At 40.2% G+C, this 22998-nt stretch carries 13 protein-coding genes; 10 read left to right on the plus strand and 3 right to left on the minus strand.

The window, feature by feature from the left end; all coding sequences use genetic code 11:
- Positions 1-44 precede the first annotated feature (44 nt).
- Positions 45-551 (minus strand): hypothetical protein, encoded by a 507-nt coding sequence (locus QVH07_RS04080; RefSeq protein ID WP_289998872.1) that lies wholly within the window; start codon positions 549-551, stop codon positions 45-47.
- A 100-nt stretch (positions 552-651) separates the two neighbouring features.
- Here QVH07_RS04080 and QVH07_RS04085 point away from each other — a divergent pair, with 100 nt between their 5' ends.
- Positions 652-1803 (plus strand): aminotransferase class V-fold PLP-dependent enzyme, encoded by a 1152-nt coding sequence (locus QVH07_RS04085; RefSeq protein WP_289998873.1) that lies wholly within the window; start codon positions 652-654, stop codon positions 1801-1803.
- Here the strand turns inward: QVH07_RS04085 and QVH07_RS04090 are convergent.
- Positions 1800-3152 (minus strand): sensor histidine kinase, encoded by a 1353-nt coding sequence (locus tag QVH07_RS04090; protein ID WP_289998874.1) that lies wholly within the window; start codon positions 3150-3152, stop codon positions 1800-1802. The genes QVH07_RS04085 and QVH07_RS04090 overlap by 4 nt on opposite strands.
- Positions 3142-4530, minus strand: a complete 1389-nt coding sequence (locus QVH07_RS04095) for a sigma-54-dependent transcriptional regulator (RefSeq protein ID WP_289998875.1) — start codon at positions 4528-4530, stop codon at positions 3142-3144. The genes QVH07_RS04090 and QVH07_RS04095 overlap by 11 nt, the downstream gene beginning before the upstream one ends.
- A 330-nt stretch (positions 4531-4860) precedes the next feature.
- Between QVH07_RS04095 and QVH07_RS04100 the strand changes: the two genes are divergently transcribed.
- The 9 genes from QVH07_RS04100 (at position 4861) to QVH07_RS04140 (ending at position 22944) form a co-directional block, all read left to right on the plus strand.
- A complete protein-coding gene (locus QVH07_RS04100) occupies positions 4861-6108 on the plus strand; it encodes an efflux RND transporter periplasmic adaptor subunit (protein WP_289998876.1) in 1248 nt (415 codons plus the stop codon).
- Positions 6109-6230: 122 nt separating this feature from the next.
- Complete coding sequence (locus QVH07_RS04105) at positions 6231-6929, plus strand: ABC transporter ATP-binding protein (RefSeq protein ID WP_289998877.1); 699 nt, start codon at positions 6231-6233, stop codon at positions 6927-6929.
- Positions 6930-7024: 95 nt separating this feature from the next.
- On the plus strand, positions 7025-9388 hold the full coding sequence (locus QVH07_RS04110; protein WP_289998878.1) for an ABC transporter permease: 2364 nt from the start codon (positions 7025-7027) through the stop codon (positions 9386-9388).
- Between the two features lie 148 nt (positions 9389-9536).
- Positions 9537-11990 (plus strand): ABC transporter permease, encoded by a 2454-nt coding sequence (locus QVH07_RS04115; RefSeq protein WP_289998879.1) that lies wholly within the window; start codon positions 9537-9539, stop codon positions 11988-11990.
- Positions 11991-12013: 23 nt separating this feature from the next.
- On the plus strand, positions 12014-14422 hold the full coding sequence (locus tag QVH07_RS04120; RefSeq protein WP_289998880.1) for an ABC transporter permease: 2409 nt from the start codon (positions 12014-12016) through the stop codon (positions 14420-14422).
- Positions 14423-14603: 181 nt separating this feature from the next.
- The gene (locus QVH07_RS04125; RefSeq protein WP_289998881.1) at positions 14604-17021 is read left to right on the plus strand and encodes an ABC transporter permease; all 2418 of its coding nucleotides are present in this window, start codon (positions 14604-14606) and stop codon (positions 17019-17021) included.
- A gap of 148 nt (positions 17022-17169) precedes the next feature.
- The gene (locus QVH07_RS04130; RefSeq protein WP_289998882.1) at positions 17170-17865 is read left to right on the plus strand and encodes a head GIN domain-containing protein; all 696 of its coding nucleotides are present in this window, start codon (positions 17170-17172) and stop codon (positions 17863-17865) included.
- Between the two features lie 84 nt (positions 17866-17949).
- The gene (locus tag QVH07_RS04135; protein WP_289998883.1) at positions 17950-20379 is read left to right on the plus strand and encodes an ABC transporter permease; all 2430 of its coding nucleotides are present in this window, start codon (positions 17950-17952) and stop codon (positions 20377-20379) included.
- Positions 20380-20526: 147 nt separating this feature from the next.
- Complete coding sequence (locus QVH07_RS04140) at positions 20527-22944, plus strand: ABC transporter permease (RefSeq protein WP_289998884.1); 2418 nt, start codon at positions 20527-20529, stop codon at positions 22942-22944.
- Positions 22945-22998: the final 54 nt, after the last annotated feature.

Here is a 22998-nt window from a genome sequence, read left to right on the forward strand (position 1 = left end):
TAAAAAGACCGAAATATTAAAGGCCAGCATTGCTGGCCTTTTTTTTACTCACTGAGGAAATCAGAAAATAATTGTTTCAGCATTTTTGCCTCTTCCTGATCGACCTTATTATCCTCTAATACCTTGGTGATAATTATATAAAAATTTTTATACGGTGGCTCTGTGCAAAGATGTTCATTCTCCTTGAGCCATGTTTTCAACATATAAACTTCATGTTTGTTAATTTCACCATCAGCTAGAATTCCATAGCAGATGCCCTTTAAAAAGTTGATATCGGCGATAGCTTGATCCTTTGGGATGAAGTGTTTCCGGTAATCAGTAAGAATCACATTCATGTCTAGAATCTCTTCCGCAGTAACCACTCCTGTGTCTAAAATTGCCTTAATCTCATAGAAAAAATCCTTGAATGGACCGTCTGTTGCTAGTTCTTCGTGAGCGTAGCACCAGTCCTTAAGTTCCATGATTTCGTTTCTATTCACGTGCCTGTCTAAAAAAACTCCATGTAGCAGACCTTTCAGTCGGTTGTAGGCTTGTGTTGTTTTTGGGTTCATTTCTTTTTTTCTTTTAAACTACTTCCAAATCCCCAAAATAGAAATACCTTAAACAGGGTATTTTTATATTTTGGCCTTCCAAAGCTCAAAACACATCGGAATGCTTACTTGCCAGAATTCTCTTTTTCAATTAGACCCTGACGTAACATATCTAAATAATGCCTACCGAGGTCCTATTTTAAAGTCTTCAGAAGAAGCTGCTATTGAAGATTTAAAGAAAATGCGGAATCCATTTTCTCAAAATCCAGAGGATTTTTTCACCACGGTGAACAGCGTAAAAGCCTTATTCTCTCAAATGGTAGGATCTTCTGCTGATGATATTGCTTTGATTCCCAGTACTTCCTATGGTTTTGCATGTGCTTTGTCTAATTGGAATAATGCAAGAGGAAAAAATGCAATAACGGTTAGAGATGAATTTCCCAGTGGATATTTCTCACTAAAGAGATGGGCAGAAGAAAATGACTCTCAGCTGGTGATAATTGATCCTGATCCAGAGGCTAATAATCCAGGAAAAAGCTGGAATGAAAGATTATTAGAAGCGATTAATGAAGAAACAGGTGTGGTACTGATTTCAAGTGTGCACTGGATGAATGGAGTGAAATTTGATCTTAAAGCCATCGGGGAAAGGTGTCAGGAAGTAGGAGCTTGTTTTGTGGTGGATGGCACACAATCTGTTGGTGCGATGCCAATAGATGTGAAGGAGTTCAAAATTGATGCTTTGATCTGTGCTAGTTATAAGTGGTTATTGGGTCCATATTCACTGGCCATTTCTTATTTCTCAGATAAGTTTAAGGACGGAAAGCCATTGGAAGAGTCTTGGATGAATCGAACGAATTCGCATATTTTTTCGGAATTGACAAATTATCAAGAGGAGTTTTTGCCTGGTGCCAATCGCTTTAATGTGGGAGAGACAAGTTATTTTGTTTTGCTTCCAATGCTTGAAAAAGCTCTTGAGCAATTATCAGAATGGACAGCCTACGGAATTCAGGAATATGCCGGTAGCCTGAAAAAGGAGCTGATTGATTTTCAACAGGTTAGGGGACTGGATTTAGAGTTTGGCCCATTTTCAGCAAACCATCTCTTTGCATTACCGCTTCCTGAAGGGATTAACCCAAAAGAAATCAAAGCTAATCTTGATGCCCAAAAAGTGTTTGTTTCGGTTCGGGGCCAATCACTTCGCGTTTCAATTAATGTCTTCAACGATAAATCAGATATTGACCGCCTAAAGGAAGTTTTATACTCTGTTGACTAACGAAAATTCAGAGAAAAAATAGTCTTCTCATTTGGGGTGGATTTAACCTGGAGGCTTCCTCTATGTAAATTCATAATTTGCCTTGAAATTGCTAATCCAATCCCTGATCCGGTCTTTTTGGTGGTATAAAAAGGAACAAAAATTCTTTCCAAGGCTTCAGGAACAATTCCGGGCCCGTGGTCTTCCACCTGTATAACTGTACCCAAATCTCCTTGATTTAGGGCTGAAAGCCAAATGGTCCTATCGGCACTGTTATGAAGAGATTCAGCAGCATTTTTTACCAGATTGATCAGAATCATGGTGATCTGATCTTCATCACATAAGATCTCGCAATCTTCCGGATTTACTTTTGTGTCCACCTTGACCTCCATGGATTTCAGATCTTCTTTCATGAGCCTAAGCACATTTTCAAAAAGAGCTTTGACTTTTACGGTGGCTTTATTTGGAATGGGGATATTAGTATAATCTCGGTAGGCATTTACGAAGCTAACCAGACCCTTACTTCTATTTGCAATAGTGTCCAGGCCCTCCTGCATATCCTGATATCCATCCTTTTTGATCAGCATTCCTTCAGCTTGAAGGAAAGTATCTTCGTCAAGGATCGTTCTGAGACTTTCCACCAGGCTAGAAATAGGGGTGATGGAGTTCATAATTTCATGCCTGAGTACTTTGGTTAGATTCTGCCAAGCCTCCAGTTCATTCGATTGTAATTCTGCATTGATGTTTTGCATGGACAGAAGCGTCCAACTCTCGCCACCCATTTTTAAGGAAGTGGATTGTATAATTATGTGGAGGTCGTTATTAATTTTTTTGGAGATTCTTTGTCCAGGTTTCATATCCATCACGTCTTTCAAGAGTTCTTCTGAAAGGCGTCCCAGATCGGTTATATTCCTAAATTGAGGGATTTGAAGCAGGTGTTTTGCAGAGTTATTGATTACTCCAATTTGCCCCTGGGAATTAAAAGAAATAATCCCTGAGTTGATATGTTGGATGATCACCTGAAGAAAAAGCATTTGCTCTTCTTTCTCAGCACGGGTTTGTTTGAAGACCTCCATGACCTCATTAAAGGCCAAGTTCACGGCTTTGAAGGAATCTCCCTTTTTACTATCTGAAGTAAAGGAACTCGAGAAGTCATTGAATCGAATAGAATCAAGAAACCTTGCGAGTTTGTGGTTGAGCGAATTCACAAAGTAGACTAACTCGACAATTTGTCCCAAGATTATCAAGAAGAGAATGCCTGGTGCAAGTAATAAACCTTGGCTGAAATACAGCCATAAAGCAAAAAACATGACCAGAGCCAGCCCCAACACCCGGAAAACTACCCCAAGGTAAAATCGCTTATAGACCATATTTTTCGAGTCTTCTATAAAGTGAGGATCGGGTCAATCCCAATTCTTCGGCTGCTCGGGTAATATGCCCATTATGCTTTTGAAGGGCCTTTCTGATCAGAATTCTTTCTACATCTTCTATATTCAAATGATCAAGACTGACTGATTCATCCTGCTTTTCAGGTTGCTGAACTTTCTGAAGGAAAAGATCCTCTGGCTGTAGCACACTGTGATTTGACATAATAACTGCACGCTCTATGCTATGCTGTAACTCACGGATATTTCCTGGCCAGCTGTATTTGATCATTCGCTTTACCAGAGGCTCGGATGCCTTTCGAATGTCCTTATTATACTTCTTGGAATAGAATGAAATAAAATGATCGGCCATCAAAGGAATGTCTTCTATTCTTTCTCGAAGCGGTGGTAGCTGAATTTCAATGGTGTTTATTCTGTAAAGTAAATCCTGACGGAAAGTATTGTCATAAATCATATTATGGATCGGCATATTGGTAGCCGAAATCAATCTAATATTTACATCCACAGGCTTATTCGCACCCACACGGGTCACTTGTCGATTTTGCAAAGCGGCTAAGAGTTTTGCCTGCAAGGGCAAAGGAAGATTACCTATTTCATCAAAAAACAGGGTTCCCTTGTGAGCTTGCTCAAATCGGCCTGCTCGGTCATCCTTGGCATCCGTAAAAGACCCCTTTTTATGTCCAAAAAGCTCCGACTCAAACAAAGTCTGCGTAATTGAACCTAGATCCACACCTACAAAAGCTTCTCTGTTTCGCTTGGAATTTCTGTGAATGGCACGAGCAATTAATTCCTTCCCGGTACCATTTTCACCCAGAATAAGGACATTTGCATCGGTAGTAGCCACCCTCTCAATCGTTTCAAATACTTCCTGCATGGCCGGGCTTTGACCGATGATATCTTTAAACTTATTATCGATATCCTTTTCAAGGGTTTCCTTTTGCGATTTGAGCAGATCAACTTCCAGCTTTTTTTGCCTGAGCCTTAAGGCAGAGTTTAAAGTGGCCAGTAGTTTCTCGTTTTCCCATGGTTTCAGAACAAAGTCAGTGGCTCCTTCTTTTATGGCCTTTACGGCAAGGTTCACATCTCCATATGCCGTGATTAAAACCACCACCGCGGAAGGATCCATTTCCAGAATCCGGTCCAGCCAATAGAACCCTTCTTGGCCTGAACTCACATCTTTTGTGAAGTTCATGTCTAGTAAAATGACATCATACTGTTCATTGTGAGTCAGTATGGGGAGAAGGTCTGGATTGGTTTCGGTGTCGACTTGGGCGAAATGTCTTTTCAAAAAAATCTTTGCTGCTTTCAGCAAATCTTCGTTATCATCAATGATGAGTATTTTCCCGATTCTTTGCTCGTTCATCTAATTAGAATATTTAAAGAGTGAAAATAGTTGGCCTGGTTGCTGTTCTCTGCTAGTTCCAAAAGCATACCGAAATGAGGGCCAAGTTTGTTTTTACCAAAAATCGGCTTTCAGATAGTGTTTGGGCAATATTTTACTGACCAAGACAGGTGTACTCGACCAGAATAATTTAGTCCATTTTTTTAAGATTTTGTTCGCTGCCGAACAAAAATGTTCGAGATAATTAAAAGCTGAAAAATCAAAAACGTTTATTGAGAGCAAAGAGACGGTTTTTTTGGATGGCACAGCCTTTGGCATAATGGGTACCGACCCGAAAAGGGATTACGCATTATGGATAGAAAAATTAAAAAGAAGTTTTGGACCCCAAAGAAGATAGCTTACATCGTAGGTGGAGTGGTTCTTGTATTTGGGATTATTTATCAAATCTGGTGGGCAGATCATCGATCTACCATGAATGTGGAGAGAGACCGATTGAGTATCGCGACTGTGAAAACCGGAGAGTTCACCGATTATATTCTAGTTTCTGGACAAATCGAGCCAGCACAGACTTTTTTCCTTGATGCTGTAGAAGGAGGGATGGTAGCAGAGGTGGTCAGGGAGTCCGGAGCCACTGTCAATCGAGGAGATACGATTTTGGCTTTGACCAATTCTAATTTACAGCTTGACGTGATGCAGCGGGAGACTATGCTTTACGAACAAATCAATAACCTTCGTCAGACTCGGCTCTTTTTGGATCAAAATGATTTGAGCCAACAGGGACAGTTGGCAGAGATTGATTATCAGATTTCATTGCTTGAGCCACAGTATAAAAGATTCAAGCAGCTTCATGAGCAGAAGTTAGTTTCAGACAGGGAGTTTGAAGAAGTAAAAGAGCAGTACGAGTATAATTTGAAAAGAAAGGAATTGACCTACGCTTCTTATAGAAGTGATTCTATCGCAAGATCTTACCAGCTTGCACAGCTTCGCCAGTCAGAAGCCAGAATGCAAGCTTCTTTGGATGGAGTTGGTCAGATTTTAAATAACCTTATTATCCGAGCTCCTATATCCGGTCAACTCGCCATGGAGCAGATCGAGATTGGTCAGGCTATTAATCCCGGTCAAAGATATGGTCAGATAGATGTGCTTGATGAATTTAAAGTTCGCGTTCCTATTGATGAATTATACTTACCGAGGATAGGTCGAGGACTCAGAGGAAATTTTACCTTGAGCGGACAGACACACGAACTGGAGATCACTAAGATTTATCCAAATATCACAAACGGAAGATTTGAAGTGGATATGGAATTTACAGGAGAGAGTCCATCTGGTATAAGACGTGGTCAGAGTGTGAGAATTCGTCTTGAACTGGGCCAAAGCGAGGAAAGTCTTCTCCTTTCTACCGGAGGTTTCTTTAAGGATACGGGCGGAAACTGGGTTTTCGTTTTGACGTCAGATGGAAATGCCGAGAAAAGAAATATTCGACTAGGCCGAAAAAATCCTGAGTACTATGAAATTCTTGATGGCCTGGTGGAAGGAGAAAAAGTGATCGTAAGTGGCTATGAGAATTTTGGTAATAATGAAGTCTTACAACTGAAATAGGGATGCTCTCAAGATGATAAATTCAGAACTCAAGCAACTTATTTATAGCTGAACTCATCTAAGACTTAGGAAAAGAATAAAAAGAAATAAATAATAGAAACTACTAATAAAGACCAGTACTAATGGAAAACGTAATCAAAACAGTCAATTTGCGGAAGCTTTACACTACCGAGGAGGTAGAAACTACCGCTTTGGATGGAATCCAAATCGAAATCAAAAAAGGTGAGTTTGTTGCTATCATGGGCCCTTCGGGCTGTGGTAAATCTACTTTATTGAATATCCTTGGACTTCTTGATAATCCAGACGAAGGCGAGTATCACTTTATAGATCATGAAGTAGCAAAATACTCGGAGAGACAAAGATCGTCCTTGAGAAAGGGCAATATAGGTTTTGTATTTCAGAGTTTTAACCTGATTGATGAATTGACGGTGTTTGAAAATGTGGAATTACCTCTTCTTTATTTAAAGCTTCCATCTGAAGAAAGAAAGCAGAGAGTGGAAGAGGTGCTCGGAAGAATGAATATTATGCACAGAAGAAACCACTTTCCTCAGCAGTTATCCGGTGGTCAGCAACAACGTGTGGCCATTGCGAGGGCTATTGTGGCAAAGCCTTCTGTAATCCTTGCCGATGAGCCAACGGGTAACCTTGACTCTACGAATGGGGAAGAAGTTATGAGATTATTGGAGGAGTTGAATAATGAAGGAACCACTATCGTAATGGTAACTCACTCTCCGCACGATGCCAACTACGCCCACAGAATCATCAATTTGTTTGATGGAAAAGTTGTGACCGAGAATATCCGGGAGCAGTTTCACGTCTAAGAAGATGAGAATAATTAGAAGTAGGCTCAGTAAAGAGTTTACTTCTATTTTTTCTCTAAATCTCAAGGATCTCCTTACTCCATATTTGACCTACCATGCTAAACCAATACCTCAAACTTGCCCTTCGAAATTTCTCAAATAAGAAGGGCATTTTTGCTATTAACCTTTTCGGTCTTGCCACAGGGCTGGCCACTCTGCTTCTGATTACTTCATGGGTAAGAAGTGAATTAGGCGTTCTAAAAGGCCATGAGAAAGGAGAATACATCTATCAGGTACTGACTAATCATGATAATAGTGCTGGAATTAATACGATACCGGTAACACCCGGCCGAATGGCTGAAGCCATGAGAGATGAGTACTCTCAAATAGATGTGGTGACAGGAATGTCACCTTATATCGAAGGGGTAAGTTTTGAGTCAGTAGCTGAGAAGACTACAACAAATGGATTTTTTATCGATCAGGAATTCTTTGAAATATTCACCGTGAATATGATAGCAGGATCGAGCTCAGGCGCACTTGAAGATCAAAATTCAGTTGTCATTTCTGAGTCTCTCGCTTTGAAGATGTTCGATAGTCCGGAAGAAGCTATTGGAAAGACTCTAGCCTGGAAGGTATTTAGCTTTTCAAATGAAGTGGAAATTAGAGGTGTATACCGTGATTTTACGGAAAAAGAGATGCTGGATGAAGCCCATTTTCTTTTGAACTACGACTATTTTTTGGGAATGCTCGGTGATGGGGTGCATTGGGATAACTTCAATGGACAGGCAATTGCTCTAATGAATCCAGGAGTGGATATTGACGAATTCAATAATTCATTTGTCAATTTTATAAAAGACAGGGAAGAAGGCAGTAATGTAACTCCGTTCCTTCAGTCTTATGAAGACTTGTACTTACATTCTACATATGAGGGTGGGAAAGTTGCAGGAGGCAAAATTAACTACATCTACATTTTCTCATCTATTGCTCTTTTCATCCTTTTTATAGCATGCATCAACTTCATGAATCTGACCACAGCTCTTGCCATGAGTCGGGTAAAGGAAATAGGAGTGAAGAAAACAATGGGAGCCAATCGTACAGGATTATTCGCTCAGTTTATGATTGAGTCCTTTCTTCTTACCGGAATGGCATTAATAATCGCGGTGGTTTTAATGTATGCTTTAATGCCGTTTTTTAATAGTGTCACAGGAAAACTACTAAACATTTCCTTCGGTATTCAGGAGGTTGCAATTCTAATAAGCATCTGGATTTTCACCAGCCTGATTGCTGGGATTTATCCCTCAGTTTACCTTTCCAAATTCCGTCCAATGCAGGTACTTAGGTCTACTGCGAAGGGAAGCTTCGGCGAGTTATTGGCAAGGAAGGGACTGGTCATTTTTCAATTTTCTATTTCACTTTTACTAATTATTGGGATTACTGTCATTTCCCGGCAAATGAGTTTCATTCAAAACCAGAATTTAGGATATAATCAAACTCAGATTATTCAAATCTCAGCGAATGACTTTGAAACTTCCAAAGCGAATTCATTTCTTGAGCAATTGCGCAAGCTTCCTGGCGTGGAAAACGCCTCTAGTCTAAGCCATAATTTGGTTGGACTTTCAAGCTCTACCATAGGATTGCGCTGGGAAGGCAAAGATGAAACTGAGCAAGTAAAATTTGAAAACATCACGGTAAACCTTGGTTTAATTGAAACTATGGGTTTTGAAGTCTTGGAGGGCCGTTCATTTTCATCTGATTATGGGCAGGAAAGAGAAAAGTTAATTTTAAATGAAGAGGCTGTTAAAATCATAGGGCTTGAAAATCCGGTAGGGGAAGTGCTAAACCTCTGGGGTAATGACATGGAGGTGATTGGGGTAATAAAGAACTTTAATTTCGAATCTTTAAAGGAAACCGTAAAGCCTGCCTTTCTTAAGTATGACGATGAATTTGCGACTAAAATCATGGTGAGGATTCAGAGTGAAAATCAGGATCAGACGCTTGCAGAAGTAGCAAATTTATATCAGGAAAATACAGGCCTTACCATGGATTATAGCTTTTTGGATGAAGATTTTCAGTCTTTATATAATTCAGAAAAAAGAATAGCCAGTCTTTCTAAATATTTTGGTGGGATAGCCATATTGTTGTCTTGTTTAGGGCTTTTTGGCCTGGCTACTTTCACTGCAGAAAAAAGAAAAAAAGAAATCGGTGTAAGAAAGGTGATGGGTGCTTCGATCTCCAGTATTTTGGGACTTGTGACCAAAGACTTTTTACAACTCATTTTACTTGCTATCCTCCTTTCTGTGCCACTTGGCTGGTATTTATCCTCCAATTGGTTGAATGATTATGCTTATAAGACGGATTTAAGTTGGTGGATATTTGCAGGTTCTAGTTTACTTCTTGTATTGATAGCTTTATTAACTGTTGCTTACCAAGCTTTTCAAGCTGCCAGAAACAACCCGGTAAATTCTTTGAGAAGTGAATAATTGATTTGACCGCAAGCGAACATTTTTGTTCGAACTATAAATATGTAAATTCAAAAAAAGGCCTCCTATACCTCAGGAGGCCTTTTTTTGGTGGCACAAATCCTGAATACTATTTGGCAGGAGAAATCAAGCACTAAAGAAAATCGTAATGCTTCAAAGTTATTTTAAAATCGCACTGAGAAATCTTCGCAAACAAGGTTTCTACTCTTTCATAAACATCTTTGGTCTTTCGGTGGGAGTTGCCGTTTGTATGGTGATTGCCCTTTTTGTAATCAATGAATCATCCTATGATAAGCATTTTAAAGACGGAGATCGGATTTATAGAATTACAAATAAGACCGTGTTTGGAGGAAGGTCCTCCCATAATTTATACACTCCAGCTGCTTTAGTGAGGGCTTTACCGGAGGAAATCCCCGAAGTGGAATCTGCTGTTCATTTTCGTGAGCAAGGACCCTATTTGGTCAAAAGACCAAATGATTCGGAGAACCTTTTGGAGAGAAGAGTAATATGGACAAGTAAGGATTTTTTTAAGGTTTTTGATCTTGAAATGGTTAGCGGAACCAATGATGGAATTCTGGATGAACCGGGTACTATAGCGATCAGTGAAACAATTGCTGAAAAGTATTTCCCTAAACAGGAAGCTATTGGCGAATCGCTGATATTAGATAATGACTTGGAATTCAGAATTACCGGAGTTTATAAGGATTTGCCTGAGGCAAGCCATTTTCATTTTGATTTTTTATTGAGCGCAGAAGGATTACAGGAAGCCCAGGGTGAAGTTTGGTTCAGTAATAATTTCCAGACCTATTTCAAGGCCTATGAAGGGGCTTCGCCTGAAGCGATAGAGGAAAAATTCTTCCCAATGCTCAAAAAATATATGGAGCCTCAGCTCTCTCTCTTTTTTGGAGAGGGGACTACTTTTGATGATTTGATTGCACAGGGAAGCTCACTTGAATACATCCTCCAACCAATACATGATATTCACTTGAAGAGTGATTTGGAAGGTGAGTTTGAGGCAAATTTCAGTGAACAGTATGTGTACATTTTTTTAGCCATAGGCTTATTTATCCTTCTGATTGCCTGTATCAATTTCATGAACCTTTCTACAGCAAAATCTGCAAGCAGAGCCAAGGAGGTAGGAATCAGGAAGGTTATGGGCTCTTTTCGAATTCATTTGATCCGACAGTTTTTAATGGAATCAATTCTGCTTAGCTCTATAGCATTTTTGATTGCCATTCCTCTGGCTTCTCTTATGCTTCCATTCTTTAATGATGTAGCAGAAAGGAACCTTACAATGCCCATTGATTCTATAGGTTTTTATGCAGCTATATTTCTTGGAGCAATTGTAACAGGACTGATCGCTGGGAGCTATCCCGCATTTTTCTTATCAGCTTTCAAACCAGTAAGCATCCTGAAAGGAAAAATCCGAATGGGGATGAAGAGTGGTAATATCCGAAGTACCTTGGTGGTTTTTCAATTCGCTATTTCTGTGATTTTGATCATAGCTACAATTACCGTGAATAATCAGTTGAGCTTTATTCAAAACCGAGAGATAGGATTCGAAAAAGATCAGCTGATCACAGTGTTTAATACCTATGCTTTAAATGATCGGCTTGTAGGTTTTAAGGATCGGGTCCTAGCTGATAACACAATTGAACAGGCAACGATTAGTGGTTTTTTGCCAGTGGCAGGTTCCTTTAGAAGTGATAGTCCATGGCTCGTAGAAGGTCGGGATCTGGCCGATATGGAAAGCACGGTGAGTATACAAAATTGGCAAGTAGACGAAAACTATATTCCATCCCTAGGCATGGAGCTGGTTTCTGGTAGAAATTTTTCTCTTGATTTCCCTTCTGACAGCAGCGCAGTGATTCTGAATGAGACAGCGGTGAAGAAGTTTAATTTCGAGGGTGACCCTATTGGGCAAAAAGTATATTCTCAGATACTTGGAGACGGAAATGAGGAGATTTACCAAATCCGAACAGTGGTAGGTGTGGTGAAGGACTTCAATTTTCAATCTATGAAAGAATCTGTTTCTCCTGTAATGCTACTATATAATAAAGTTCCAGGAGGTCCGGTCTCTTTTAAATTCAGGGCTGAAAATACTCAGAATGTCATCCAACTTATCGAAGAAGCTTGGAAAGATATGGCGCCAGGTCAGCCTTTGACTTACGAATTTATGGATGAGCAATTCAGCAGAATGTATCATGCAGAGACCCGATTGGGTAAAGTATTTGGGGTTTTTGCCGGATTTGCCATTTTCATCGCCTGTCTCGGACTTTTTGCTTTGACAGCATTTACTGCAGAGCAAAGAACCAAGGAGATTGGAATAAGGAAAGTTTTGGGAGCCACTTCCTCGGGAATAGTTGTTTTACTCTCCAAAGAGTTTTCAAAACTTGTTTTGATTGCATTTGTCTTGGCTAGCCCGTTAGCTTGGTGGAGTATGACAAAATGGTTGGAAGATTATGAGTACAAAGTAAATTTGGGCCCCTCCATTTTTCTCCTTGCCGGGCTTTTTGTGGCGGTTATCGCCTTTGTCACCATAAGCCTCCAAGCCTTTAAGGCCGCATCAAGTAATCCAGTAAATTCTCTAAAAAGCGAGTAAATCTTTCCCTTAATCCTGAAATAATGATCTTCAACTATATAAAAATCTCACTCCGGAGTTTACTGAAGCGACAAGTTTTTTCAGCAGTGAATCTGCTGGGACTAACCTTGGGGCTACTCACTTTTCTGGTTCTTTTTGCCTATGTGGGAACGGAGTGGACTTTCAATGATTTCCACGAGAATAAGGATGAAATTTACCGGATTGCAGTTATTGAAAGTAGTGGTCAGGCGGAGATATTGCTTCCTCCAGGCTTTGCAAACATTCTTGAGGATCAATTTACAGACCTGGACCATGTAACCCGTGCTGCAGGAAATATTGGCAATGGATTAATTTCTATCCCTGAGTTAAATATTGCTTTCAAGGAAGAAGAAATCAGCTTTGTGGAAGGAGACTTTTTCCAGACTTTTTCCTTTTCCATTCAGCGGGGTAATGCCGACCTCTCCGAACCACAAACGGCTGTAATTTCGAATCATCTCGCCAACAAGTTGTTTGGAGATTCTGATGCATTGGGAAAAAGCTTTACCATTAGTAATAATTTTGGGAAAAATGACTTTACCGTCACCGGAGTTTTGGATGAAATACCACTTCGCTCTGATCTTAGTTCGCAGGTATTTTTATCCATTCATTTTTTAGAGAATGAAGCCAATAGAAATGGGAACACTTGGGCTGATCCAGACGGAATGGATTCTGGTTTTGCTAACCTCTACGTGCAAACCAATCCAGGAATAAAATCTGAAAAATTAGCAGATCAAATTACCAATTACTTCAAAAGATTTCCTGGACTTGATGAAATCAAAGTCCATTTACAGCCCCTAAGTGAGTGGCATTTGGGAAGGTCGATTGATGATCCTCTGCCAACCTTCGGAAGTCGGGCTTCGGTTCTGGTTTTTGCGGCGATGGCAATTTTGATTTTAGCTATTGCTTATGTGAATTACCTCAACCTCTCAGCAGCGAGTATACTTACCCGATTGAAGGAAATTAAAATGCGAAAGGTTTTAGGGGCAAATTCATGGCAAGTAGGTCAGCAGTTTATGATTGAAACTCTGATATTACTTGTTTTTTCAGCCGTTTTGGCACTGGTAGGAGTATATCTGCTTGAACCGATTGTGGCTGCTATTTTGGGTAAGTCAATTTGGCTTGGGGCTTTAACCCTTCCGGTTTTTTGGCTTATGCTGATGGGTATCATCGGTTTTTGTTCACTGATTTCAGGAATTTATGTAGTCGTCCTTTCTGGTAAGTTTGCTAAAAAATCTCAAGTCGACTTTAAGGCTGGAAGAGGTCAGTTATTACAAAAATCGCTCGTGGTTTTCCAGTTTGTTATTTCCATTGGGATAATCATTTCCACCCTAGTTATCAGGGATCAGCTTTCTTTCATGCAAAACAAAGACCTGGGAATGAACCTTGAGCAACTACTGGTTATTTCAGGGCCAAATGAACTAGGTGAAAACAGGCAGGAAAAGCTGGTTTCATTTAAAGATCGATTGACAAATTTCACCTTTGTTAAAGGCCTGGCGGCTTCCAATGTTCTCCCTGGAAGATCTTATAATTTTTCTGCCGGGGGTATCACTCCAATGGTTCCTCGGCCTGAAGATCGAGACCAGAGTTATGCTATGGGAATCATAGATGAAAAATTTCTGGATATCTATGAAATTGAAATCAAAGCCGGTCGAGGTTTTAACCCCAATGAAACCAAGGTAGGTTGGTATGAAAGTGGAAAGCTCATGATCAATGAATCCGCGTCTAGAGTTTTGGGTTTTGATGGGCCTGAAAGCGCCGCAGGTAATGATATAAAATGGGGAGAGGATGTCTATGAAATTGTGGGAGTAGTTGAAGATTATCATCACTTATCCTTAAAGGAGGAAATACTTCCTATGATACTCCTGCCGAATGAAGGTCAAGCGTATTTTTCTCTAATCGTGGATCCTACCAATTTAGAATCAAACCTAGCCTCTTTACAATCAACGTTTGAGGAGATTTTTCCGGGAAATCCGTTCGAGTATTACTTTATGGATGAGCAGTTTGCTGCTCAATACGCTGAAGACCGGCAATTAAGTAAAACATTCACCATTGCAGGAGTTCTATCTATCTTGATTTCTTGTCTTGGATTATTTGGCTTGGCGGCTTACACGGTTGAGCAGCGTACCAAAGAAATAGGAATTAGAAAAGTACTTGGTGCAAGTAGTAAGGGTGTGATTAAGTTGATCACCAAAGATTTTGTATTGCTTGTTTTTGTCGCCATAATAATTGCCTTTCCACTTGCCTGGTATGGAATGAATACCTGGCAATCGGATTTCCCATATCAAGCAGGACTTTCACTTTGGACTTTTTTACTGGGAGGTTTGATCACTTTGCTTATCGCCTTTTTCACAGTTGGTACTCAGGCACTCAGGGCGGCCTGGTCAAATCCGGTGGATGCTATGCGAGATGAATAGTGTTCGGGTAAGATTGTAATCGTACACTTTTTTAAATTTCAGTTTCAAAAAATGCTCTCAGATAGTCTCTGAGAGCATTTTTTTATTTGGAATCCTGATTGCAACCTTTTCATAATAAAGCGCATCTAAATAAAAAGAAGACTAAACCAACACTTTTACCCAACGCTTTAAACCCACCACTATGCTGAAGAACTATTTAAAAATTGCATTCCGCAATCTTCGAAACAATAAAATCTATTCAACGATCAATATACTTGGCCTAAGCTTAGGGATAGCCGCCAGTGTCTTAATCGTTGTTTTCATTGCGGACGAGTTGAGCTACGATAAATTTCACCCACAGAGCGAAAACCAATACAGGGTTGATTTCACAGGAAAGCTTAATGGGAATGAATTCAATATGGCCATGACTGGCGCACCGATTGGGCCAGCTATGGCTGAAGAAATTCCTGAAGTAGAAAGTACTTTGAGGGTAGGGCAGTGGGAATCCTTGCCAATCCAGTACGAGGAACTCACATTTACAGAAGGAAAAGTCCTAGTAGTGGAGAAAAATTTCTTTGATTTTTTTGGCTTTGAGCTACTTCAAGGTGATCCGGCAACGGTCCTGGATGGTCCAAATAAAGTAGTGATCTCAGAGGATAATGCTAAAAAATACTTCGGAGAGGAGGATCCCATAGGAAAGGTTCTTTTGCGTGGATCTGGAAAAACTGCAACCGAAGTCAGTGGAGTAATCAGTAACCCACCTTCAAATTCCCATCTCACTTATGATATGATCATTTCAGGAGATAGCTGGGAATACATGAAAAATGAAAATTGGTCCAGTAATAATCTCTATACCTACTTCAGGACCTATCCTGAGGTGGATATGAGTAATGTACAGGCAGGGCTTGACGGTTTTATTGAAAAGTATTTTGGGCCTGAGATAGAGCAGTATCTGGGTTTTTCTATGGATGAACTTAGGGCCCAGGGAAATAATGTAGGTTACGGCTTTATGCCAGTAGAGGATATCCATTTATATTCAGAGCTTTCGGAAGAGCCTACGACACCAGGTAGCATTCAATACTTGTACATTTTTGGGGCGATATCAATTTTCATCATCCTGATAGCCTGCATCAATTTTATGAATTTGGCTACCGCCAAATCCGCAAATAGGGCAAAGGAAGTAGGCGTACGCAAGACTATAGGCGCCAGCAGAATTCCTTTAATTGGTCAGTTTCTGGCAGAGTCTATGATCTACAGTTTTTTGTCAGGACTGGTGGCCTTGGTTTTTATTTTAATTGCTCTTCAGCCATTTAATGCTCTCTCAGGTAAGGATTTGAGCTGGTTGGTATTTTTAGACCCGGTTCTTCTTTTGGCCTTCTTTGCCTTTTTGTTCATAGTTGGTCTGCTTGCGGGATCTTATCCGGCCTTTTATCTCACCTCCTTTGCTCCGTCTGAGGTGCTTAAGGGCAAAGTACGAAAAGGGGCCAAAAGATCAGGGTTCAGAAATGGCCTGGTAGTTTTTCAGTTCTTTGTATCGATTAGTTTGATCATAAGCAGTTTAGTGGTTTACAAGCAACTCACTTACATGCAGGAAGTGAATTTAGGTTTTGATAAAGAAAATGTCATAAATCTGCTGCACACACGATCCTTGGGAAATAATGCTGAGGCTTTCAAGCAGGAACTACTATCAAATACGGGATTTAAAGCTGCTTCCTACGCGAATAACCTTCCTCCGGCAATCGATTGGACCTCCGTCTATCGTGCCGTGGATACTGAACAGGATTTTCTCTTTACCATGAATTGGGTGGATAAAGATCATTTGGATGCCATGGGTTATGAAATGGTTGAGGGGAGATTTTTCTCAGAAGAATTTCCTTCTGATAGTACTGCCTTAATCGTCAATGAAAGTGCATTTAAGCAGATCGGCTGGACTGAGCTGGATGGCACCCAAAAAATTTCAGGCTATTTCAATGCAGATGAAAATGAAGTCAGGGAAGTAATCGGAGTGATAAAGGATTTTAACTATGATAATCTAAAACTGAAAATAGAACCCTTAATCATGGGTATAGAACCTGAATATTTTCAGGAAATGGCCATCCGACTTAACCCCGGAGATATTGCTGATCGAATTGAAATTATCGAGGAACTTTGGAGAAAGTATGCGGATGGGGCTGCTTTCGAGTATTCTTTCGTGGATTCTAATTTTGATTCCCTGTATCGATCAGAAAAGAATATGGGTAATATAATTTTGGTATTCACCGTCTTGGCCATTAGCATCGCTTGTCTTGGCTTATTTGGTTTGGCTGCATTCACCACCGAGCAAAGGGCCAAAGAAATAAGTATCCGGAAAGCTTTGGGAGCAAGTATGCCAAATCTGATTACACTTCTCAGCAAAGATTTTACCCTTTTGGTTTTGGTGGCCTTCATTATTGCTGGTCCTCTGGCATATTATGTAATGGATACTTACTGGTTACAGAATTTCGCTTTTAAAACTTCCATAGGATGGGCGCTTATTCTAGGGTCTGGAGTCATGGCGGTAGTAATTGCATGGCTCACAGTTAGTTATCAAAGCTTTAAGACCGCTGCCTCTAACCCTGTAGATCATTTAAAGAGTGAATAAAAATCTTGTAGAAATTTGTTCGCATGCGACCAAAATCTTTTAGAATTCGGACAGTCCAAAGCTTGAAAAAGCCATCAAAAGTGAATTAAACCCTATTTAATGCTTTGGCACTATCTCTGGAAATAAATAATCAATAACCACTTACAATATGAAAACTAAACTTTCAACTGCATTTATCATTCTCCTTTTCTTATTGGGAGTAACCGCACAAGCACAAAATTCTGAAACCCGAACACCAGGCTCCTTTACCAAAATCGAATCTGGTGGTAACTGGGATGTTTATGTAACCATCGGAAACAAAGACGAAGTAAGACTTGAGTCCAGAGGTTTCGATCTGGATAAGGTAATTACTGAAGTAAATGGCGATAAGCTGAAAATCAAGCTTGAAAATGGCAGGCACAGGAATGTGAATATTACGGCCTACGTAACGGTAAGAGAGCTGGAAGCTATCGGAGGTAGTGGATCAGGAAGTATTTTTGTGGAGTCTGATGTACAGTCTAGGAGTTTTTCCATAGGCCAGTCAGGATCGGGAAGTATAGAATTACAAAACCTCGAAACAGATAAATTAAATGTCGGCATAAGTGGCTCAGGCCTTGTTTCCATAGAAGGAGGAAGAGCAGGTAACGTAGATATCGGCCAATCTGGATCTGCAGATTTCAAGGCGATTGATTTAATAGCTGAATCTGTAAAAGTAGGCAAGTCAGGTTCTGGAGATGTACACATTGGAGTTGAAAATGATTTAATCGTAGCCTCCTCTGGTTCAGGTGATATTTATGTGAATGGAAACCCCAAAAATCAAAAGATTTCAAGCTCCGGATCCAGTCAGATTATCATTAAGAACTAAACCAACGCTTAACTTAACACTATGAAGCAGAACACCTGAGTTTCCAGTAGGCTCAGGTGTTTTTTTTAAAATACCCCCATCATTATGCTTAAAAACTACTTCAAAATCGTACTAAGAAATGCAAAGAAAAACCCTCTTTACGTTTTCATCAATGTGTTTGGCTTGGCAGTGGGAATGGCCGTCAGTATTATCATTCTCTTGTTTGTCCAGCACGAACTTAGCTACGATACCTGGCATGAAAAATCAGATCGAATTGTAAGAGTTTCTCGGGCATGGTTTAATCCAGATGGAGAAGAAAGTCTACACTTGGGGCATGCAGCACCACCTTTTGGCCCTTTAATCAAGTCGGATTTCCCTGATGATGTAGAAGCCTCAGGCAGATTGCTTGAAGCGAATCCTTTAGTGATTTATGAAGAGAATAAATTCATCGAAGAACATTTTACTTTTGCAGATCCGGAAGCCATGGATATTTTTTCGATTGAGGTTTTAGAAGGGGATGGAAAAGCGGCATTGAGCAATTCTGATGGACTATTGATCTCAGAAAATACTGCGAAAAAATATTTTGGTGATGAACCTGCAGTAGGTAAAGAAATGCTAATTGGATTAAGTGGAATGCAATTTCCTGTGCAGATCAGTGGGGTGTTTAAGGATTTTCCGGATAATTCACATTTCCATCCATCTTTTCTTTCCTCAATGGCTCCCGTAGTTCAATTCTACGGTGGACAGGATGCGATGATGAGTAATTTTGGAGGGAATAATTTCTCTACTTATCTGCTATTGGCAGAGGGAGTGGATCGAAAAACATTCGAAAATAAGCTTCCCTCCTTAATCGATCGGCACATGGGGGAGACTCAGGCTGGAATTCCTATGTCGGAAACCACAAAACTTTTCCTGTGGCCGATAGAAGATATTCATCTTTATTCAAATTTAGATTCTGAACTTGAAGCCAATAGTGATATTACCTATGTCTACATTTACCTGGCAGTAGCTCTTTTCATTCTTTTGATCGCCTGTATCAACTTCATGAATCTTTCTACTGCCCGTTCTTCCTTGAGGTCAATGGAAGTGGGACTACGAAAAGCAATGGGTGCAGACAGAAGCGGTCTGATCAGGCAGTTTTTAGGGGAGTCATTTATTCTTACCATCATTTCCATGATCCTCTCTTTGGGACTGGTTTATCTCTTTTTGCCTGAGTTTTCAAATTTCACTCAAAAGCAACTCAGTCTCAATTTCTTTCAAAACCCTGAATACTTTTTAGCCATTATCGGGCTCGTTGTTTTTGTTGGTTTGATTTCTGGAAGCTACCCAGCATTATTTCTTTCCGGATTTCAACCAGCAAGAGTACTGAAAGGGGTTTTTAAAGTAGGTAAGGGACATGAGAGTTTCAGGTCTGTTTTGGTGGTTGGGCAATTTGCCATCTCAGTAGTTTTAATTGTGGCCGTTTTGGTAGTGGTGAATCAGCTCGAATTTATGCAGTCCAAAGATCTCGGTTTTAAAAAGGATGATATTGTGGTTTTACCTTCCAGCGGAAGTATTGAGCAGAATTATCAGATCATAAAAGACCGACTGGAAAGCCAGGAGGGAATCCAGTCCGTTTCTATTTCAAGCAGGGTTCCATCGGGACGACTTTTAGATTCTCAGGGAGCCTCAGCTGAGGTTAATGGGGAAATGACTCAACTCAATATCAGAATTGCAGATATCCACGTGAGCCACAATTTTCTGGATACTTATGGTATTCCCTTGGTTGCGGGTAGAAATTTCGATGTACTTCGAGCCAGTGATTCCACTGAAGCCTTTATTCTAAATGAGGCAGCCATCCGGGAAATAGGATGGCAATCTCCCGAGGAGGCCGTAAATCAGCCATTCATTTATGGAAGAAGGAGAGGCTTTGTTACTGGCGTGATGAAGGATTTTCATTTTGAATCTTTGCATCAGCCGATCGTTCCTATCGTTTTTGTCATATCTCAGGATCGGAATAATCTTGTTAGTTTAAAGATTGACTCAGATAAAAGAGAAGAGACCCTTGCCTATTTAGAGTCAGAGTGGGCAGATTTCAGACCCAATTTTCCTTTTGAACCCACTTTTGTGGATGAAGGATTCAATAGGCAATATGAAGCTGAGGAAAGGGTAAAGACCATTTTCACCTTCTTTTCGGGGCTGGCCATTTTGATATCCATCCTGGGGCTATTTGGCTTGACCACCTTTGCTACACAGCAAAGAACACGAGAAATAGGGATCAGAAAAGTTTTGGGAGCGGAGACAGGAAGTATCCTATTCCTACTTGGAAAAGATTTCTTGAAGCTGGTCCTGGTTGGTTTTGTGATCGCTATTCCTATTTCTTACTTCGGCATGAATTCTTGGCTTGAAGACTTTGCGTTTAGCGTGGGAATTTCCTGGACCACTTTTTTGGTGGCAGGATTAATTGCCGGTCTGATTGCTGCTCTCACGGTTTTCTCCCAATCATTGAAGGCAGCCTGGACTGATCCTGTGAAGAGCATAAAGTCAGGAGAGTAAAAGGTTGAAATCGAGCTTCGACCGAAATCGGACAATATTGTTCGGGGTATAAATAGAAAAATGGGGAGAAACAGTTCAAATAGGGGTTTCTCCCCATTTTTTATGGCATAAAACTCGCGTAGAATTTGGCATCTAACCTCAACCATAATGTGGAAAAACTATTTACGGATCGGATTTAGAAATCTTTTTAGAAACGGTTCCACCACCTTCATTCATATAGCTGGATTGACCATTGGTGTGGTCTGTACATTGTTGATTTTCTTTTATGTGGACTTTGAGCGGAGCTATGAAAAAATGCATGCTGAAGCTCATAGAATATTCAGGCTTTCTATCGATATGTATGATGGGAATGAGTTTATAGCAAATGATTCTCAGACCTACCAATTGATTGGTCAGGAGCTTAAAGATCAATATCCCGAAGTCGAGGAATTCGTTCGGCTTTTCCCGAATGAGTCGATTGAAATGGTGTCTAATTCCACAAACTTTAAAAGTTACGAGTACAGGACCTATTTCGCCGACTCTACCATCTTTGATGTTTTTTCCCTGAATATCTTGAATGATCAGAATCTGGAAAGTTTTAGTGAGCCATTCAAATTGGTGATTTCAGAAAGTACGGCAATTAAGTATTTCGGTAAAACCGACGTTCTGGGTGAATCTTTAGAGCCTTCTCAAGCAGAGCTTCCTTTGGAGATTGTGGGAGTTTTTGAGGATCTCCCAATGAATACCCACATAAAATACGATTTACTGATTTCGCATGAGACATTACCATTAGTCCAGCAGTGGTATCCTGAGAATCTCTGGAATGCCAATAATGAATACACGTATTTGCTGATGCAGGAGGGCATAAATGTAGAAGACTTCAATGCAAAACTTGCCGAATACTCCGAAAGACATCCACAAATAGAATCTGAGGTTGTTATTTCTGAGGGAATCAAGGATATCCACTTGTACTCCAATAAAACCTATGAACCAGAAGTGAACGGTAGTGCTCAGACGGTTAATTTTATGTTTTTTATAGGTTTGATAATCATAGCTTTAGCTTGGATTAATTATATTAATTTGGCTACAGCCAAAGCCATGGATCGTGCCAAAGAAGTTGGCATTCGGAAGGCTATCGGTTCCTCTAAGAAACAATTGGTTTTTCAGTTTTTTGCTGAAGCATTCCTCGTCAATTTCATTTCAACTTTGCTGGCTTTACTAATTTTTTCTCTTGTTTTCCCAGCCTTTAGGGAGTTTGTAGCTCTTGATATTTCCATTAACAACTTTGGGAACTTAAAGCTCGCAGCTATACTTGTTGGATTTGTGTTGATTGGCACGGTGGTTTCAGGGTTTTACCCCGCACTGGTACTATCCAGTTTCAATCCTGTGACTGTTCTGAAGGGTAAATTTAGTAATACCACCAAGGGTATTCTATTAAGAAAATCGCTTGTCTATGTTCAATTCACAGCTTCAGTGGTTTTGCTTTGTGTATCATTTGCGGTATTCAAGCAGATGAAATACCTCACTTCGCAGGATTTGGGAATAGGAATCGATAATACCTTAGTGGTCAAAGTTCCGCAGCTCGATTCGAATGATTCTATCGAAGTGGCAAAGAGCACTGCCTTTCAATCAGAATTGATAGCTCAAAGCTGGATTTCGGATATTACCATGTCTGGATCTCTTCCAGGCGATAATACTAAGGATATGAGTTCCAGTAGTGGCATAACTCAGCTTGGTCAGGATGAAGAAACAGACGGAATTTTAATTTATCATTATGGAATTCAGGCAAACTTTCCAGAAGTGATGGGATTAGAATTCCTAGCCGGTGAGGCATTCAGGGTGGACTCTCCAAAAGAGGAAGTAATTATCTCAGAAAGGACAGCTGAATTATTAGGTTTCGCGACTCCAGAGGATGCTGTAAATGAGCGAATAAATTTTTACTGGTCAGAAGATGGTGAACCTTCATATATCAAAGGAGTCTTCAAAAATTACTATCAAAGAAGTCCTAAGGAACAGTACATGCCACTATTGTTAAGGAATCAACCTTCTACGGATCATTTCCTCATTAAACTTAATACGAATAACGCAAAAATGGCAGTGGCTGATGTGGGTGAGACAATCGAGAAGGTTTATCCAGGAGCTAGCTATGAATACCATTTCCTGAATGATACCTATAATACGCAATATCAACAGGATAATCAGTTTGGGAGCGTTGTACTTCTATTTACCTTGCTTTCGATTTTAATTGCCATTCTTGGACTCTTTGGTCTGTCTTCATTTATGATCCGACTCCGAACCAAAGAGATCGGAGTAAGAACTGTTCTTGGCGCGTCGAAATCATCTCTTGTTTGGGAACTTTCCAAAAGCTTTTTGATCATGGTGGGTACAGCTGGACTCATTGCGGTTCCATTGTCTTACTTTCTGGTTAACGAATGGCTTCAAAATTATGCCACACGTTTCATCCCAAACTGGGATTTATTTACCATTCCATTAATCTTCATCCTTTTGGTAGCAGCTGCCACAGTTGGTATACAAACCTTGAAGTCTGCTTTAGCAAATCCCGTGGATAGTTTGAAGGCTGAATAGACCTTAATAATTTCAAGTAGCGGGGCGGGGCCCCGCTTTTTTAATTTACACATA

This window comes from Algoriphagus sediminis (assembly GCF_030403435.1).
In the GTDB taxonomy this organism is placed as follows: Bacteria; Bacteroidota; Bacteroidia; order Cytophagales; family Cyclobacteriaceae; genus Algoriphagus; species Algoriphagus sediminis.